We start from the raw sequence: 16,799 nt of genomic DNA on the forward strand, positions 1-16,799 counted from the left end.
ACATGCCGAAGCCCCCACCACACACTCGCCCTACAACGGCTAAACGGAGACGAGAAGCGCCCAAGCACGGCAAAGAACCGCGACCGTACGCACCTAGGCGATCCCACAATGGAGGTTGAAGAAGTCAGCTTGGCTGATAGGGCGAGACCACCACATCCACCTTCTGCAAGTCTTTGACTTCCGAATAGCCGGTCGATGCCATGGTTCTCTTCAGGGCACCAACAAAGTTCAGGGAACCGTCTGCACGCGTCGAAGGACCGTAGAGAATCTGCTGCAGGCTTCCGGATGTGCCTACGTGAACACGCTGACCGCGAGGCATGTCTGGGTGCGTGGCCTCGGAACCCCAATGCCAACCGCGCCCGGGCGCTTCTTCCGCGCGAGCCAGGGCAGCACCCAGCATGACTGCATCCGCACCACAGGCGATGGCGCGCGATAAATCACCAGAACGCCCAATGCCACCATCAGCAATGACGTGAACGTAGCGTCCGCCGGATTCATCCATGTAATCGCGACGTGCAGCGGCCACATCGGCGATTGCTGTTGCCATCGGGGCGTGCACGCCGAGCGATTGACGGGTCGAGTGTGCCGCTCCCCCGCCAAATCCGACAAGAACGCCGGTGGCACCCGTGCGCATCAGATGCAACGCTGCCGTATTCGTGCAGACTCCACCAACAATGACGGGGACGTCGAGTTCATAGATGAACCGCTTGAGGTTGAGGGGCTCAGATCGGCTGGAAACATGTTCTGCAGAGACTGTGGAGCCTCGGATGACGAAAAGGTCCACGCCCGCATCGACGACTGCTCGCCAGTACTTTTGGGTACGCTGAGGCGACAACTTACCTGCAACAACTACGCCGGCTTGCCGAAGTTGAGCGAGGCGAGCAGTGATAAGCGACGGCTTAATTGGTTCCGAATAGATCTGTTGGAGTCGCGCAATAGACTCGTCTTCTCCAAGATGGGAGATTTCTTCGAGAAGTGGCTCCGGATCTTCGTAGCGCGTCCATAGACCGTCCAGATCTAGAACACCCAACCCGCCGAGTTTTCCGAATGCGATTGCTGTTTCGGGGCTCATGACCGAGTCCATGGGGGCAGCCATGATCGGAATATCGACGTGGTAGGCATCGATTTGCCAGCCGACGTTCACATCTTCGGGATCACGAGTGCGCCTTGAGGGAACCAGGGCAATATCGTCCAGACTGTAAGCGCGTCGCGCACGCTTTCCACGCCCAATTTCAACTTCGTTGCTCACGACTTGATACTAACCACTTTGGGCCACTGACATGCGCTTTTGTTGATGGTTGCAGCGTGGGTGCGATGAGGTAGTCGACGAGGCCGGCTTCGCCGACCTGATGATTGCCATTTTGTTTCTCCATGGTTTAGGCGACACTAGTTCCATGAATGAAAACACTTCTTGGATTGATCAGCCTTGGCTTGGTTTCGACACAGAGACAACCGGCACAAATCCTCTTTCGGATCGCCTTGTCACGGCTGCGCTTGTTTTGCGACGCGGGGGTATCAACCCGTCTAGCCCTGACGAAGTTGTCACATGGCTCGCTAATCCCGGGGTAGAGATCCCTGAAAGCGCCAGCGCTGTTCACGGGATTTCCAACGAAAAAGCTCAAACCCAGGGACGGAATATTTCCGAGGTTTTAAATGAGGTTGCTGATTCTTTGGTTGCGCACTGGCAACGCGGATTCCCTGTTGTTGTCTTCAATGCGGCGTTCGATATTACATTGATGAATGCCGAGCTCACTCGCCATGGTCTGCAGACTTTGGAAGAACGCCTTGGTGGCCCTGTTGGACTCATTCTTGATCCGATCGTCCTTGATCGTCACTTCGATAAGTACCGGAAGGGAAAGCGAACCCTGACCACCATGGCACCGCACTACGGTGTGGATCCGGATCCGAATGCTCACACGGCAGAAGTTGACGTTTCGATGACATTAGACGTGTTGGCAAAGATTGCCCAGGCGTTTGGCGCTCCGCTCACGCTAAGCAACGCTCATGCGTTGATGGCATTGCAGGCCAGCGCTTTTAAAGAATGGGCTCAGGGGCTTGAAACCTACTTTGCACGTCAGGGTAAACCCCAGCAGATTGATTCCCAGTGGCCACAAAGGGCTCTCAATAGCTGAAGGGGTTAGCATCCCCATCATTAAACGGGTCGGTTAATGAAAGAGGTCGATGACCCAATAGAACGCCCTTGTTGCTATCGGGTCACCAGTCTTCAGCGCGCTGTCGCTTCCATGTGCGGGCGCAACTTCGTCCCATAGGTGGGACTGATTAGACGCGTGGTGGCCAGCGCTAAGCGCTGACCACCACTGTGACGTCACTTGGTATCGATCAGGTCTTTCCATGTGCGCTTCTCACCGACCAGAAGGCTGAAGTGCTTGTTCTGTTCAGCGATCGCCGCATCGGTTGCGGGATTCTTAATCAGTGCCGCAAGAACCTCGGGGGCAGCAGTGATAGCGCCAACGCCCTGGCGGACCAGTTCAAGAACCTGTTCAGAGTTTTTGAAGGAGGCAGCCAAAACATCAGCTTCCATCCCATACGACTTCAGCGTGCGGTGGATTTCGCTAGCAACGCGAACACCATCAATGCCGTAGTTATCCATGCGGTTCACGTAGGGAGCAACATAGCGGGCACCAGCCTTTGCTGCCATGAATCCCTGCATCGAAGAGTGAATGCCTGTTGCCGTCACCTGCATGCCCTCTGCGACAATGCGAGGAATTGCCGCGAAGCCGTCGCGAGTGACAGGAAGCTTCACAAATAGGTTGCCACCAATTTCTTCACGCAGAGCACGCGCTTCGGCAACCATATCGTCGGCTCGTTCCGACACGATCTGAACATGCAACTGCGACCCATAGGGCAGCAAATCTTGGATCTTATGCAGAACATCCAAAGGCTCTTTGCCCTCGCGGTACAAGATGGTCGGGTTAGTCGTAACACCGTCAATCGGAAGGTAGGACAGTGTCTGTTCAATTGCTTCGACGTTTGCATAATCGATCAGGATGAGCATGTGCGCGATCCCCTTTTTCAACAGTGTGAAAACATGTTCCGACAGGTTCAGATTAATGCCCATTTTGGCACAAAAATAGGACCCCCGTCGCATACGCAAAACCGCCTACGACGAGGGTCAATACCTGTCAAACGTTTATCAGCGAGAAGACCCTGACGAATGGTAGTTCGGAGCTTCGCTGGTCATCTGCACATCGTGCGGATGAGATTCGCGCAGACCTGCAGATGTGATTCGAACAAAGCGACCATTCTTCTTGATCTCCTCGATCGACGAAGCACCCAGATAGAACATCGTCTGATGCAGGCCACCAACAAGCTGGTAAATCACCGAGGCAAGTGAACCAGTGAACGGAACCTGCCCTTCAATACCTTCTGGAACGATCTTGTCATCACTGGTGACATCGGCCTGGAAGTAGCGGTCCTTCGAGTAGGACTTGCGACCACGCGAACTCATTGCGCCCAGCGATCCCATACCACGGTAACGCTTGTACTGCTTACCGTTCGTGAAGACAACCTCACCCGGGGACTCTTCACAGCCGGCCAGAAGCGAGCCGAGCATGACCGTATCAGCACCGGCCACAAGAGCCTTACCGATATCACCCGAGTACTGCAGACCACCGTCAGCGATCAGCGGAACACCGGCGGGCTTACACGCTTTAGCAGCCAAGTAAATTGCAGTAATCTGCGGGACGCCCACGCCAGCAACCACTCGGGTGGTGCAAATCGAGCCCGGGCCAACACCAACCTTCACCGCATCGACACCGGCATCAATCAGCGCTTGAGCACCTTCAGTGGTTGCGACATTGCCACCGATGATCTGAACGCCAGCGAACAACGGATCCGCCTTAATACGGCGAATCATATCCAGCGCAAGCTGGGCGCCACCGTTAGCCGTATCAACAACAAGAACGTCAACACCTGCTTCAGCGAGCGCGGTTGCACGTTCCCACGTATCACCCCAATAACCAACAGCAGCGCCGACAACCAGACGACCACGGTCATCCTTCGTCGCGTTCGGGTACTGCTCGGTCTTCACGAAGTCCTTGACCGTGATCAAGCCGGTCAACCTATTATTCTCGTCAATAATCGGAAGCTTCTCCACTCGATGCTCAGCCAGCAAAGCCTTCGCATCTTCACGAGAAATACCAACCTGACCCACAACAAGATCCTCGCGCGGGGTCATGCAATCGCGAACCTTCAGCGTTGCCCACTGGGATTCAGGGACAAAACGCAGGTCACGGTTCGTGATGATGCCAACAAGACCATTTTCTTCGTCAACAACAGGAAGACCAGACACACGATAGTGACCGCAAAGCTCATCAAGCTGTTCGATGGTCGCATCGGGACCAACAGTCACAGGATCTTCAACCATTCCAGATTCGGAGCGCTTCACCTGACGAACATGCTGCGCTTGTTCTTCAATCGAAAGATTGCGGTGAAGGATGCCAATACCACCCTGACGAGCCATGGCAATCGCCATACGAGCTTCAGTCACAGTATCCATTGCTGCAGAAAGCAACGGAACACGCAGGGTAATTTTCTTCGTCAGCCGCGACGTAGTGTCAACAGTGGATGGAACGACGTCAGTCAGCTCTGGGAGCAGAAGAACGTCATCGTAAGTAAGGCCAGTCAGTGAGAACGGATCATGCTCTAAAAAGTCTCCCATGAGCCAAGTCTAGGCTGTGGCTCAAGCCGGATAAAAACTTCGGACGAACCTCACAATTCCGAGTGGTCGTGTGCCCTCACCTGCGCTAATGCCGCCGCGAATCCCGGATACAAGCCAATACGAGGCAACAGCAACATCTGACCGACATGGTAGGCATCAGCCTTGCCTGCCCAGACAGTTTCACTCTCGTGTCCATCTGCGTCGACTTCATGGATCCAGCGTCCCGGGCCAGCATGAATGACCTGATCCGCCCACGCCACATAGCGAGCGAAACGCTCCGACTGGACCATGACGTCGTCATCATTACCTAGTTCTTCACTGACTTTACCCAGAGCGAGCGTTGCATTCACAGCTTCGCAAGCAACCCAGTGCATGCGAGTATCCACAACAGTCTTTCCATCAAAGTCCGTCGTGTAAACGATCCCACCCTTTTCACTGTCCCAACCATCTGCATCCGCTCGATCAACAAGGCAATGCGCAACGTCATACATCCATTCACCCGGAGTATCCCCGCACGCAATGAGTGAGGCTCGACCATGCAGGATCAAACGCGCCCACTCAAACCCGTGTCCCGGAGTTGCACCGTAAGGACGGAAAGGATCAGCGGGATTTTCAATGAACATCTCGGGACAAACAACCCAGTTTTTATCGAAGTGCTCAGGTAAGCGCCAACCAAAGCGAGCACCAAGATCGGCAACAAAACGCATCATTTCGCGCGCACGATCCAACCAACGTCGCTCACCCGTCGCATCGAAGGCAGCAAGATACGCCTCGACCGTGTGCATATTCGCGTTCAGACCTCGATATTCTTCACACTCGCTCCAGTCGCGGTTCCACGAGTTCGCGACGCGCCCATACGACGGTTCCCACCAGTGCGCGTCCTGATCGGCAAGCGCTTCATCAAGCAACGCCCGGCCTCGTTCATGCCCAGCCAAATAGGACGCGGCAGTCGCGAGAATCACGAACGCGTGCGCATAGGCTTCCTTGCGGATCGGTTCAACCGGGCGAGCCTGCTCCCCCGTCGCATCCAGAGCGGAGAACCACCCGCCGTATTCATCGTCATGCAACGAGGTGGACAGCGCATCAAGCCCGTGCTCGACAAGACCAGACACTCCCTGGACACCACGCATCTCAGCAAGTGCAAACATGTACGTCATTCGACACGTAATCCACAGCTCAACGCCCTTGGACTCTGTAATAGCACCATCAGCATCCAGATAACCGAAGCCAGCAGGGCACGCTGAAGCTGAGGCGAACTCAACAAGCGCAGAGAAATCAGCATCAAAAGCGTCGATAAGAGCGGAATCATTCCAGGGGGTCTTCATTGTCACTCCCGGTCAAAAGATGTGCGTAACACCGATAAAGGTATCACTGCCTCAAGTTTCGATGAGAGGTTCTATGGGACTTGTTAAGACACAACCGAGGAAAGATCAACACCGGGCGCAAGTACCGCAAGAGTTTCTTCTACGCCGGCAGCAATTGTGCGCACGCGCAGGACGCGCTCATCAACGACCTTCGGAGCATCCGCGCCAACCAGCATGACATCAAGGTCAAGATCAGCAGTAAGACCATGAATAAATTTCTCGCAGGTTGCTCCAGAACCCATGACAATAGCCAACACGACCGGGCGTTCTTCGGTATGAAGCGCAACGCGAGCACACGCTCCCTGATCATCAACTGTCGCAGTCGAAACGACGCGCACATCGATGCCGTACCAGCCAAGAGCAACACCAAGAACGTGCGCTCCCAGCTCGTGGGCAACGTCCGTAAGAACAACAACAGCCCCCGGGGCTGTCTGAGGAGAAACGCACTCGCTAGCAAACTGAGCAAGCACATCAAGGAAAGCGTTTTGAAGAATCGTAGACGGCGCACATCCAGGTTTCTGCCCGCATGTAGAGGCACGCAAGGTGTCGAGCGCTGGGCTGACTAAGCGACTCCAAGTATGAACAAGCCCCTCGTCGCCCACCGCGGAACGAAGGACATTCTTCAGCTGATGCCCGTGGCAGGCTGATACACAATTCAGTAGTTCAGAAACCGTATGAGGAACGGGCAGGTCTTCTTGACGCGAACGCGCAGGGGTCGTCGCCAACACGGTAGCGGCAGCATCTGCGGGAGAAACACCCTGATGCACAAGGTCAACCATCGCGGTCAAACGCGCAACATCGCTGGCACGATAGCGACGATGAGTTCCTGCTTGGCGCTCATCTGGGCCAAGACCATAGCGTCGTTCCCAGGTGCGAAGAGTCGAGGGGGAGATTCCGAGACGAACGGAAACAGCAGTCACTGTCAGCGGAGCATCGACGCCTGAATCAGCTGAAGACGCAAGATGTGCGCGAGGCATGTCGTTTCCTTTCCGCTCGCCAGCTACCAACGTTTTTATTCAACGTTGTTCACCCCTACAACGATTGTTCACCGAAGAGCGAGCTTTCGCCACCGGAGCGAAGAAGATGTGTCAAGTAAGTGAGACAAATCTTCTTCATGGCATTCCGCATGTTTTGTAGCGATATATTCAGATTTTTCTCAGGTTTATTGCCTTTTCTGAGAAATAACTAAGAATGTATGAACGGGTCTTGAACAACTTACGAACAATATCTAAACTGATGGAGGCTGCTCGCGAAGAAGTACTTCGACTGGCAGTCACCGAATGAGAGGTACACATGTCTGACGTTTCACGTCTCCCCGGCCCAATGATCGACGCTTGGGATTGGCAGTACGACGGCGCATGCCGTGACCTCGACACCGAGCTCTTCTTCCACCCTGAAGGCGAACGCGGTTCAACGCGTCGCCGTCGCGCAGCAAACGCAAAGGCAATCTGCGCAACATGCCCCGTGATCGACCAGTGCCGCGAATACGCGCTGGCATCACAAGAGCCCTACGGCATCTGGGGCGGAATGACAGAAGAAGAACGACGCGAAGAAATACGTTCATCGCATCGTCAGCGTCGAGCGTCGTAATCTACCCCAGTCTTACAGAGGCGTCGCGCACATAGCGCGACGCCTCTTCACTTCTCATGCCACACTAAAGAATCATCGATAGTTTTCACTATTCCCCAACAACCAATCGGAAGCGAAGTCGTGACATCACCAGTTGTTTCATCCCAGCCACGCCGTAAATCCCGATCGCTCATCATTTCGATCGCACTCATCATCATTGCAGCATTCGTCCTTGCCGTCAGCATTTGGACAACTAGTGGAAACAAGCAAGCAGATTCGGCAGCATCAGCGCAATCGTCAGACTCGACGCACACTCAATCTGCCCAATCTGCATCAGCGACGCCAGGAGCCTCGTCCGCTGCCGCGGCGGCCGCCGACGTTGACCCGAACGTCGCAGCACCCAGTGAGAAGAACGCAGAGCTCCTTGCAATCATTCGATCCGCACCCAAGCGCGACGCCAACGACAATCAGGCCAAAGGCGCTCTGGACGCTCCGGTTGTCCTCACACTCTTCTCTGACTTCTCCTGCCCCTACTGCACGCTGTTTGCTAAAAAAATCGAACCCCAACTTGCCGATCTGATCGAAGACGGAACTCTTCGCATCGAATGGCGCGACCTGGCACAGATCACCCCCACGTCCCCCTTAGCAGCTCAAGCGGGACGTGCGGCAGCCGATCAGGGCAAGTTCTGGGAATTCCACGACCTGCTGTATCAGGCAACCAACGAACACGAACACCCGGAATACACCGAGGAATCTCTCGTCGCATTCGCTGAACAAGCTGGCGTTTCAGACATCGACACCTTCCGCGCCACGATGAATGCGGCCGAAACCGTTCAGGCTGTCGCCAACGCGAAGAAGGAAGCCTACTCCATCGGCATCACCGGCACACCTTTCATGTTCATTGGGGACACCTACATTTCGGGCTACCGCGATTACGAGTATGTGCGCACAACGATTGAACTTCAGGCGGAGGCCGCCCGGTCATGACTTTGACCCCATTGGCTGCCCTGCTCGGTGGCGTATTGACGGTCTTCGCCCCCTGTTCGGTGATGATCCTGCCAGCATTCTTCGCATACGCATTCCAGTCGCGTTCTGCACTGCTACTGCGCACCGGAATCTTCTGGCTGGGTTTGCTGACTTCTCTTCTGCCTTTGGGCGTACTTGTCGGCGCGGCGGGATCAGCTCTGCGCGATCACCTGGATCTGATCACACGCATCTGCGCCTTCATCATCATCATTCTTGGCATCGTTGAGATTATCGCTCTTGAAATCCCCACGCCCCATCGCAAGGCGTCGGCGGGAGTACGCAAAGAACGTGATCGCACTCATCCTCTGTCGATCTACCTTTTGGGGCTCACCTATGGCTTTGCCGGTATCGGTTGCGCTGGGCCAATCCTAGGGGCCGTTTTGGTGGCCGCAGGTATCGGAGCTTCGCCGGCAACAGGCGCTGCTCTGATGGCTCTGTACGCCACTGGCATGGTTGTTCCTCTGGCAGTGCTCGCATTGGCGTGGCAGTCTACGAATTTGTCCTCAAGCACCTGGTTGCGTCCCCGCCCCCTTCGACTATTCGGTCGCGATACAACGTGGACGAACGTCGTCTCAGGCATCGTTTTGGTTGCGCTGGGCGCGGCGCTTCTGGTCGCTGGCATCGCGAATCCACTTGGGGGATTGATTTCAGCAACGACCTTGGCTTCGTGGGAACAGTCTCTGATGCGGTTCGGTTCGACGATTCCTACGTGGGCAATGATCACAGTTGTTGTCTTGGTGATTGCCGCCGCGTGGTTCGCGTGGCCTCGTCGGACAAAGGAGACGGAAACAAACGCCGCGTAGTTCTTTGCTGTTCTCGATACAGTGTGGGCCTGGCACCTGAGGTGCCAGGCCCACACTGTTTGTCAGTGGTGAACTCTAGGTTCAGCGCTCAACGATTGCGAGGACGTCGCGTGCGGAGAGGATCTGGTATTCCTTGCCTTCGTACTTGACCTCGGTACCACCGTAGCGCGAATAAATCACAACGTCGCCGACCTTCACGTCGACGGGAACGCGGTTTCCATTGTCATCAACGCGGCCAGGGCCGACTGCGATAACTTCGCCTTCCTGTGGCTTTTCCTTGGCGGTATCCGGGATAACCAGGCCAGAGGCGGTGGTCTGAACTGCCTCGACCTGCTGGATAACAATACGGTCTTCGAGGGGCTTGATGGAGATCGACACTGTCGCTCCCTTTCTTCTTGAAAGTTTCCGTCATCCCTTCCCTGCCGTCGCGGGGGTCAGGGGCAGGATCGCTTCGCGGTTTTCACCGCTTCATGCATGAGCATATTCCGCCTCTGGCACTCGAGCAACCTGAGTGCCAAACAGTTCACTTTCAGCAGATTACCCACCGCGCTTGTTCACCGATCCACCACCTCCACCACCGCGCTTGTTCAAGAAAAGCAACCAGTTCATGTGCGCAGCCTCGTCCCCAACATCTGAAATCCAGACGCACTAACGCTGAACAAGCGCACTCAATCGGGGAAAGCAAATGCCCAACGATGTGCGTAAACGTCGAACAAGCGCGGTCCGTGGCAGAATCGGAGGATGAATTCTTCCCTCGATCCTGTTCTGACGCGCGAGGGGTGGGACCTGCTTACCCGCCTGCAGGCCCTCCCGCACACAACAGAAGCAGACCAGGCACACTTGAACGCGCTCTTACGGAAAGAAGGGATCGAGCCGGCACTCGTGTCAGCGCTCCTCACCCAATTGGATCTGCGCGTTCACGCTCACACGAAGTTCGGCGAATTTGCCAACCATATGATTTTCACGCGCGACGGACTGGAGCAGGCAACGCGCCTCAATGTCGCCGCACACCACGCTGGGCGGTTTCGGGACAGCGGAGCAACCTACGTCGCAGACCTCGGATGTGGGATTGGTAGTGACTCGCTGGCGATTGCCGGCCTAGGATTAAAAACGCTCAGCGTCGACCTGAATCCCGATGCCGTCGCATGCGCAGCAACCAACCTGCGCGATTTCCCGGACAGCGACGTGTTACTTGGGAATGTCCTGGATCTTGACATTCATGAGCTTGCCGACCGTGGCGTCGACGCCATCTTCGCTGATCCTGCACGACGCACCGGAGCAAAACGCGGATCCAGACGTCTCATGAATCCTGAATCCTGGTCTCCCTCACTTTCAACGGTACTGGGCTGGCGCGAGGCAATTCCCCGCGTTGGCATCAAAGTCGCGCCCGGAATCACCTATTCGGCTCTGCCTGAAGACGCGTGCGTGCAGTGGACAAGCGTCGATGGATCCATAGTCGAGGCGGCAATTTGGACTGGCCCGCTCGCCCACGATGGCTCGGGTCGGGTTGCGTGCGTCATCAAGGGATCGCGGACGTTCACCTTGCGCGCAATTCACGAGGCCCCAGCAAACGCTCCACTTATCCCAACCCCCGTCGGGAAGCTGGCGGATTACTTGGGTGAACCCGACGATGCAGTGATTCGAGCCGGGCTCATTTCAACGCTCGCCGACCAGTTGGATGCACACCTGATCTCTGAGTCGATCGCGTATGTGAGTGCGACTGAGGCAACGCCGAGCGAATTCATCCGCTGGTTCAAGGTCGAAGATGTCGTCACGTTGAAACCGAAAACAATTTCCGCTGCTCTTCGAAGCCTTGGCATCGGACGCATTGAAGTCAAGAAGCGAGGCGCCGACATTGACCCTGCGACACTGAGGCGTTCACTCAAGCTCTCAGGCGATAAGGACGGCGTCGTCATTGCCACGCGCATCGAGGGACGTCACCGCGCGATCATTGCAACGCGTGTCAGCTGATCCGCGCACACATGCGCAGTGATGTGACGGTAAGTGGCCTCGCCAATTAACGTCTTCGCGCCACCGACGCGCCAACCTGAACGGTGAACAAGCGCGACCTCACCCCACACAAACGGTGAACAAGCGCGGTGGTGATTAGGCGCAACCGATAGCAAAGAGGAAGATCAGGCACTAGGCAACATTGACGTCTGCGTCAGAGGCATGCCCGAATCTGGCGAGAAATTCCAATCCGACGGAGCAACACCTGCGCGAACAAGCTCCGACCCCATCGCAGCGATCTGCGCACCGTTATCCGTGCAGAAACGCAACGGGGGCAGGCGAACCTCAAGCCCAGAAGCCTCAGCACGCTCAGCAAGAAGCGCACGCAGACGAGAGTTCGCAGAAAAACCGCCACCCACAACGATCGTCTGGCACCCCGTGTCCAACGCCGCGCGCACTGCTTTAGCGGTCAGAGAGTCATTCACTGCCTCAGAGAAGCCTGCGCACACGTCTTCAGGGTTCACAGCTTCACCGCGAGCCTCGGTACCCTCTATGTAGCGAGCAACAGCGGTCTTCAGACCGGAAAAGCTGAAATCGTACTTGTGACGCTCTTTATCCTTGCCACCGGACAAACCGCGCGGGAACTTAATGGCATTCACGTCGCCAGCCTGGGAGAGCCGATCGACGTGCGGCCCACCCGGGTAAGGCAGATTGAGCAGGCGTCCAACCTTATCGAAGGCTTCGCCGGCAGCATCGTCAAGCGTGCCACCCAGTTCTTGAACGTCGGTTGCAATGTCGTTAACCAGCAAAATATTCGAGTGACCACCGGAAACAACCAGACCGATAAAGCGCTCAGGGAGCGGGCCGTCAGCAAGCTTATCGACAGCAAGATGGCCGATCACGTGGTTCACACCGTACAGGGGCTTACCAAGGGACGAGGCAAGCGCCTTCGCAGCACAAATACCGACCGTCAAAGAACCAACGAGGCCCGGACCACCAGCAACAGCAATCGCATCCACGTCATCAAGCGTCACGCCAGCTTCATCAAGCGCCGCATTCAAGGTTGGGATAAACGATTCAAGGTGAGCGCGCGACGCAATTTCTGGGATGATACCACCGTAGCGGGCATACTGATCCATCGATGTGGCCGTGCGGTCGACGAGCAGTTCGCACCCGCGCACAAGACCAATGCCAGTTTCGTCGCAGGTGGATTCGATTCCGAGGATGAGTGGTTCCTTCACCCTTCCAGTTTATGCCGGCAAAGAACGAGGCCGTGAATCCAAATGTGTGACATCCGCGCCGTGGCACGGACCGCCATCACTGTGAGTTTTCTACGGGGTCATCATCCTTCAGCGGAGTCCGCTTGTTGGCAACGATCATCGCAACACATGCAACGGCGAAGGCAAGAAGCGACCAGGGGAGTGCTTTATCCGCGATGACCTTGATTGCATCCGAGCCGAACATCAAGCCGGACAGAAGCAGGATCGACAGAATCGCGAAGACAATCATTGCTCCGATAGCAACCGATGATGAAACCCTGTAGCGACGAGTGTGAGTGTTCGGGCCTGTTTCGTCGAATTTCTCCATTGAAATCACCTTCCGCATCGACGCCGAACTATGGCGCTGACCAGCAGTTTTATCTGCTCTTACTCTAGCCTCTTCTGCATTGAGCAGTCGGCGAGATGGGCCGATGCTTCCAGACTTAATGTGTAATTCTGAGCGCCCGATGGTGAACAAGCGCGGTATTACTTGGAGGCGAAACGGTGAACAAGCGCGGTCAGGGAAGACGGATATAGGGCAAGGAAGATGGAGAAACAAACGCGGGGTCCCGGTGGTAAACCACCGGGACCCCGCGAAGGCCACAAGCCGGATCAGACGCCCTTGAGGGCAGCCTTTCCGAGCTGACGGTTCAGCGTGGAGATGACGTCAAGCGGGATCTGCTTCGGGCAGACCGCAGCACACTCACCGATGTTGGTGCAGGAGCCGAAGCCCTCTTCATCCATCTGGTTGAGCATGTTGACAACGCGCTTGTAGTTCTCCGGCTTGCCCTGGGGCAGAAGCTGGAGGTGTGTCACCTTAGCCGAGGTGAACAGCATCGCCGAAGCGTTCGGGCAGGCTGCCACGCAAGCGCCACAGCCGATGCATGCAGCCGCTTCGAATGCGCGGTCTGCGTCCTGCTTCGGGACCGGGGTTGCGTGAGCATCCGGGGCCGCACCGGTGTTGACCGAAATATAGCCACCAGCCTGGATGATGCGGTCCAGTGCGGAACGGTTGACAACCAGGTCCTTGATGACCGGGAATGCTTCTGCACGCCACGGCTCAATGGTGATGGTGTCACCGTCATGGAAAGTACGCATGTGAAGCTGGCAGGTCGTGGTGACCTCTGGGCCGTGAGCAATGCCGTTGATGACAATGCCACACTGACCGCAGATGCCTTCACGGCAGTCAGAATCGAATGCGATGGGTTCTTCACCACGTGCGAAGAGTTCCTCATTGAGGACGTCGAGCATTTCAAGGAAGGACGACTCCTCGGAGATTCCCTTCACCTGGTACTCGTGCATCGCGCCACGGTCCTCGGGACCATCTTGGCGCCAGATCTTCAGTGTCAGGTTCACTTGTAGCTCCGCTGCTTCAGCTCGATGTTGTTGTAAATGAGGTCTTCCTTGTGGAGGATCGGTGGCTGGTCTTCGCCACCCCACTCCCACGCGGCGACGTACAGGAACTTGTCGTCATCACGAAGCGCTTCACCTTCGGGGGTCTGTGACTCGGCGCGGAAGTGGCCGCCACAGGATTCCTCGCGGTGAAGAGCGTCGATGCACATGAGTTCACCAAGCTCCATGAAGTCGGCAACGCGACCAGCCTTTTCGAGGGACTGGTTGAGTTCACCAATGGATTTGCCGGGAACGCGAACGTTCTGCCAGTACTCTTTGCGAAGTTCGCGAATCATACCGATTGCCTTCTTCAGGCCTTCCTCGGTGCGCTCCATACCGCAGTATTCCCACATGATGTGGCCGAGTTCCTTGTGGAAGGAATCAACCGATCGGGAACCGTTGATCGACATCAGGGTGTCGATGCGCTTCTGAGCCATCGAGAGAGCTTCGACAACGTCAGCGGACGATTCGTCCAACTTCGGCAGATTGAAGCACTTGGAGAGGTAATCGTTGATTGTGTTCGGCAGGACGAAGTAGCCGTCCGACAGCCCCTGCATGAGCGCGGATGCACCCAGGCGGTTGGCGCCGTGGTCGGAGAAGTTTGCTTCGCCAGCAACGTACAGACCGGGAAGGTTGGACTCGAGATCGTAGTCAACCCACAGCCCGCCCATGGTGTAGTGGACTGCCGGGTAGATGCGCATCGGCACCTCGTAGGGGTTGTCGCCCGTAATGCGCTCGTACATATCGAACAGGTTGCCGTACTTCGCAGAGACGGCGGCCACACCCATGCGCTCGATCGCATCGGCGAAGTCGAGGTAGACGCCACGGGCGACGCCGGCGATCTTCGGGCCGACGCCACGACCTTCGTCACACATGTTCTTTGCCTGACGCGATGCAATATCGCGGGGAACCAGGTTGCCGAAGGACGGGTAGATGCGCTCCAGGTAGTAGTCGCGATCCTCTTCGGGGATCTGACGCGGGTCCTTTTCGCAGTCTTCAGCCTTCTTGGGAACCCAAATACGACCGTCGTTACGGAGAGACTCCGACATGAGGGTCAGCTTCGACTGCTGATCGCCGTGCTGCGGGATGCAGGTCGGGTGGATCTGCGTGAAGCAGGGATTACCGAAGTAGGCACCCTTGCGGTATGCGCGCCAGATTGCGGTAGCGTTACACCCCATCGCGTTGGTCGACAGGAAGAAGACGTTGCCGTAACCACCGGTTGCCAGGACAACTGCGTCAGCGACGTAGGTTTCCAGCTTGCCGGTTGCCATGTCACGGGCGACGATGCCACGGGCGCGACCATCGGAAACGATGATCTCAACCATTTCGTGGCGCGAGTATTCCTTGACCGTGCCGGCTGCAACCTGACGTTCCAGCGCCTGGTAGGCGCCGATCAGGAGCTGCTGACCTGTCTGGCCACGCGCGTAGAACGTACGGGAGACCTGGACACCACCGAAGGAGCGGTTGTCGAGCAGACCACCGTATTCGCGCGCGAACGGAACGCCCTGTGCGACGCACTGGTCGATGATGTTCGCGCTGACCTCTGCCAGACGGTAGACGTTGGTTTCGCGGGCGCGGTAGTCACCACCCTTAACCGTGTCGTAGAAGAGGCGGTAGACGGAGTCATTGTCGTTGCGGTAGTTCTTCGCAGCGTTGATACCACCCTGCGCAGCAATAGAGTGCGCGCGACGAGCGGAGTCCTGGTAGAAGAACACGTCGACGTTGTAGCCCATTTCGCCGAGCGAAGCGGCAGCAGCGCCACCCGCAAGGCCACTGCCTACGATGATGACACGGAGCTTACGACGGTTAGCCGGGTTCACCAGAGCGGCGGAGAACTTACGCTGTTCCCAGCATTCGGCGATTGGCACATCAAGAGGAGCCTTGGCGTCAGCGATCTTCTCGCCTTCACGGTAGAGGCCCTTGATCAGGGTTTCAGTCATGAGTAATCAGCTTCCTCAAGAGATGAATCCGGCGGCGATTGCGATCGGAGGTGCCATGAACATCACGAAGATGATGGCGCCAACGAGGCCGGAGAGGACGATCATCGGCTTACGAGTCGCGGGGCGAACCCAACCGAGCGTCTGGAACATTGACCAGAAGCCGTGCGAAACGTGAATACATGCAAGACCGACGAAGATTGCGTACACGATGACGAGCAGCGGCGAGTTGAACGATGCAACCATGCGCTCGTAAGGCGTCGAATCAGCGGTGAAGCCCGTGCGGACAGTGCCGGTCGTGAAGTGCAGGATGTGGAAGATGAAGAGGAACAGGATCAGAACGCCGGACATGCGCATGGTGCGCGCGGCGTACGAATCGGTAACGGACTTCTTCACGACGTAGCGGGTCGAACGTGCGCGACGCGAACGCTTCCACGTGTATGCAGCTGCGTACAGGTGGATGACAAGCATCAGGAGCATCGCGGCGCGGAATACCCAGATGAATCCGCCGTGCGGGAAGATCGGCACGAAAGCCTCTTCCTTCAGCCAGTGTGCGTAATGGTCATACGCTTCCTGACCGAGGAACATCTTGAGGTTGCCGTAGGAGTGGAACAGCAGGAAGAAGACGAAAATGAAGCCCGAGATGGCCATCAGTTGCTTAATAAAAACACTGGTGGTCCACGCGCGGCGCTTCTTCGTTGCGACATTTGTAGTGGCCATGTCCCAAGAATATCCACACGTCTTCAAGCGTTTTAGGACTGTTGTCCGCCCTTGGTCCTAGATGAGCGTTTTGTCAGCTCAGTTTTCCGCGTAATTTA

Annotated in this window: 16 protein-coding genes; 5 read left to right on the top strand and 11 right to left on the bottom strand. The window is 56.5% G+C overall.

Annotated elements, in window-relative coordinates; all coding sequences use genetic code 11:
* Positions 1-124: 124 nt before the first annotated feature.
* The gene (locus HMPREF9241_RS06245; protein WP_006681442.1) at positions 125-1,249 is read right to left on the bottom strand and encodes a GuaB3 family IMP dehydrogenase-related protein; all 1,125 of its coding nucleotides are present in this window, start codon (positions 1,247-1,249) and stop codon (positions 125-127) included.
* A 145-nt stretch (positions 1,250-1,394) separates the two neighbouring features.
* Between HMPREF9241_RS06245 and HMPREF9241_RS06250 the strand changes: the two genes are divergently transcribed.
* On the top strand, positions 1,395-2,132 hold the full coding sequence (locus HMPREF9241_RS06250) for an exonuclease domain-containing protein (protein WP_040318655.1): 738 nt from the start codon (positions 1,395-1,397) through the stop codon (positions 2,130-2,132).
* 194 nt (positions 2,133-2,326) lie between these two features.
* On the opposite strand, the gene HMPREF9241_RS06255 is transcribed toward HMPREF9241_RS06250, so the two are convergent.
* The 4 genes from HMPREF9241_RS06255 to HMPREF9241_RS06270 form a co-directional block, all read right to left on the bottom strand.
* Positions 2,327-3,016 (bottom strand): transaldolase family protein, encoded by a 690-nt coding sequence (locus HMPREF9241_RS06255; RefSeq protein WP_040318656.1) that lies wholly within the window; start codon positions 3,014-3,016, stop codon positions 2,327-2,329.
* A gap of 138 nt (positions 3,017-3,154) precedes the next feature.
* Positions 3,155-4,681, bottom strand: coding sequence for an IMP dehydrogenase (gene guaB, locus HMPREF9241_RS06260; protein ID WP_006681445.1), 1,527 nt, complete (start codon positions 4,679-4,681; stop codon positions 3,155-3,157).
* Positions 4,682-4,731: 50 nt separating this feature from the next.
* Positions 4,732-6,006, bottom strand: coding sequence for an AGE family epimerase/isomerase (locus HMPREF9241_RS06265; protein ID WP_006681446.1), 1,275 nt, complete (start codon positions 6,004-6,006; stop codon positions 4,732-4,734).
* 83 nt (positions 6,007-6,089) lie between these two features.
* Positions 6,090-7,022, bottom strand: a complete 933-nt coding sequence (locus tag HMPREF9241_RS06270; protein WP_006681447.1) for a MerR family transcriptional regulator — start codon at positions 7,020-7,022, stop codon at positions 6,090-6,092.
* 316 nt (positions 7,023-7,338) lie between these two features.
* Between HMPREF9241_RS06270 and HMPREF9241_RS06275 the strand changes: the two genes are divergently transcribed.
* The 3 genes from HMPREF9241_RS06275 to HMPREF9241_RS06285 all read left to right on the top strand — a co-directional run bounded on the left by HMPREF9241_RS06275 (position 7,339) and on the right by HMPREF9241_RS06285 (position 9,443).
* Positions 7,339-7,635 (top strand): WhiB family transcriptional regulator, encoded by a 297-nt coding sequence (locus HMPREF9241_RS06275; protein WP_006681448.1) that lies wholly within the window; start codon positions 7,339-7,341, stop codon positions 7,633-7,635.
* A 120-nt stretch (positions 7,636-7,755) separates the two neighbouring features.
* Entirely contained in the window at positions 7,756-8,601 is an 846-nt protein-coding gene (locus HMPREF9241_RS06280) for a DsbA family protein (protein WP_006681449.1), read from the top strand.
* A complete protein-coding gene (locus HMPREF9241_RS06285; RefSeq protein WP_006681450.1) occupies positions 8,598-9,443 on the top strand; it encodes a cytochrome c biogenesis CcdA family protein in 846 nt (281 codons plus the stop codon). Before HMPREF9241_RS06280 ends, HMPREF9241_RS06285 begins: the two co-directional genes overlap by 4 nt.
* A gap of 81 nt (positions 9,444-9,524) precedes the next feature.
* Here the strand turns inward: HMPREF9241_RS06285 and groES are convergent, their stop codons facing one another.
* Positions 9,525-9,821 carry a co-chaperone GroES gene (groES, locus tag HMPREF9241_RS06290; RefSeq protein WP_006681451.1) on the bottom strand — a complete coding sequence of 99 codons (297 nt, stop codon included), beginning with the start codon at positions 9,819-9,821 and terminating at the stop codon, positions 9,525-9,527.
* Between the two features lie 363 nt (positions 9,822-10,184).
* On the opposite strand from groES, the gene HMPREF9241_RS06295 reads away from it, so the two are divergent.
* Complete coding sequence (locus tag HMPREF9241_RS06295) at positions 10,185-11,414, top strand: THUMP-like domain-containing protein (protein ID WP_006681452.1); 1,230 nt, start codon at positions 10,185-10,187, stop codon at positions 11,412-11,414.
* A gap of 164 nt (positions 11,415-11,578) precedes the next feature.
* Here the strand turns inward: HMPREF9241_RS06295 and tsaD are convergent, their stop codons facing one another.
* From tsaD to HMPREF9241_RS06320, 5 genes are all read right to left on the bottom strand, one after another.
* On the bottom strand, positions 11,579-12,634 hold the full coding sequence (gene tsaD, locus HMPREF9241_RS06300; RefSeq protein ID WP_006681453.1) for a tRNA (adenosine(37)-N6)-threonylcarbamoyltransferase complex transferase subunit TsaD: 1,056 nt from the start codon (positions 12,632-12,634) through the stop codon (positions 11,579-11,581).
* A gap of 76 nt (positions 12,635-12,710) precedes the next feature.
* Entirely contained in the window at positions 12,711-12,980 is a 270-nt protein-coding gene (locus HMPREF9241_RS06305) for a hypothetical protein (RefSeq protein ID WP_006681454.1), read from the bottom strand.
* Between the two features lie 284 nt (positions 12,981-13,264).
* The gene (locus HMPREF9241_RS06310; protein ID WP_006681455.1) at positions 13,265-14,008 is read right to left on the bottom strand and encodes a succinate dehydrogenase/fumarate reductase iron-sulfur subunit; all 744 of its coding nucleotides are present in this window, start codon (positions 14,006-14,008) and stop codon (positions 13,265-13,267) included.
* Positions 14,005-15,984, bottom strand: a complete 1,980-nt coding sequence (locus HMPREF9241_RS06315; protein ID WP_006681456.1) for a fumarate reductase/succinate dehydrogenase flavoprotein subunit — start codon at positions 15,982-15,984, stop codon at positions 14,005-14,007. The genes HMPREF9241_RS06310 and HMPREF9241_RS06315 overlap by 4 nt, the downstream gene beginning before the upstream one ends.
* A 15-nt stretch (positions 15,985-15,999) precedes the next feature.
* Complete coding sequence (locus HMPREF9241_RS06320) at positions 16,000-16,701, bottom strand: succinate dehydrogenase cytochrome b subunit (RefSeq protein WP_006681457.1); 702 nt, start codon at positions 16,699-16,701, stop codon at positions 16,000-16,002.
* Between the last annotated feature and the right edge of the window lie 98 nt (positions 16,702-16,799).

Origin of the sequence: Schaalia turicensis ACS-279-V-Col4 (assembly GCF_000296505.1) — a bacterium.
Lineage (GTDB): Bacteria > Actinomycetota > Actinomycetes > Actinomycetales > Actinomycetaceae > Pauljensenia > Pauljensenia turicensis_A.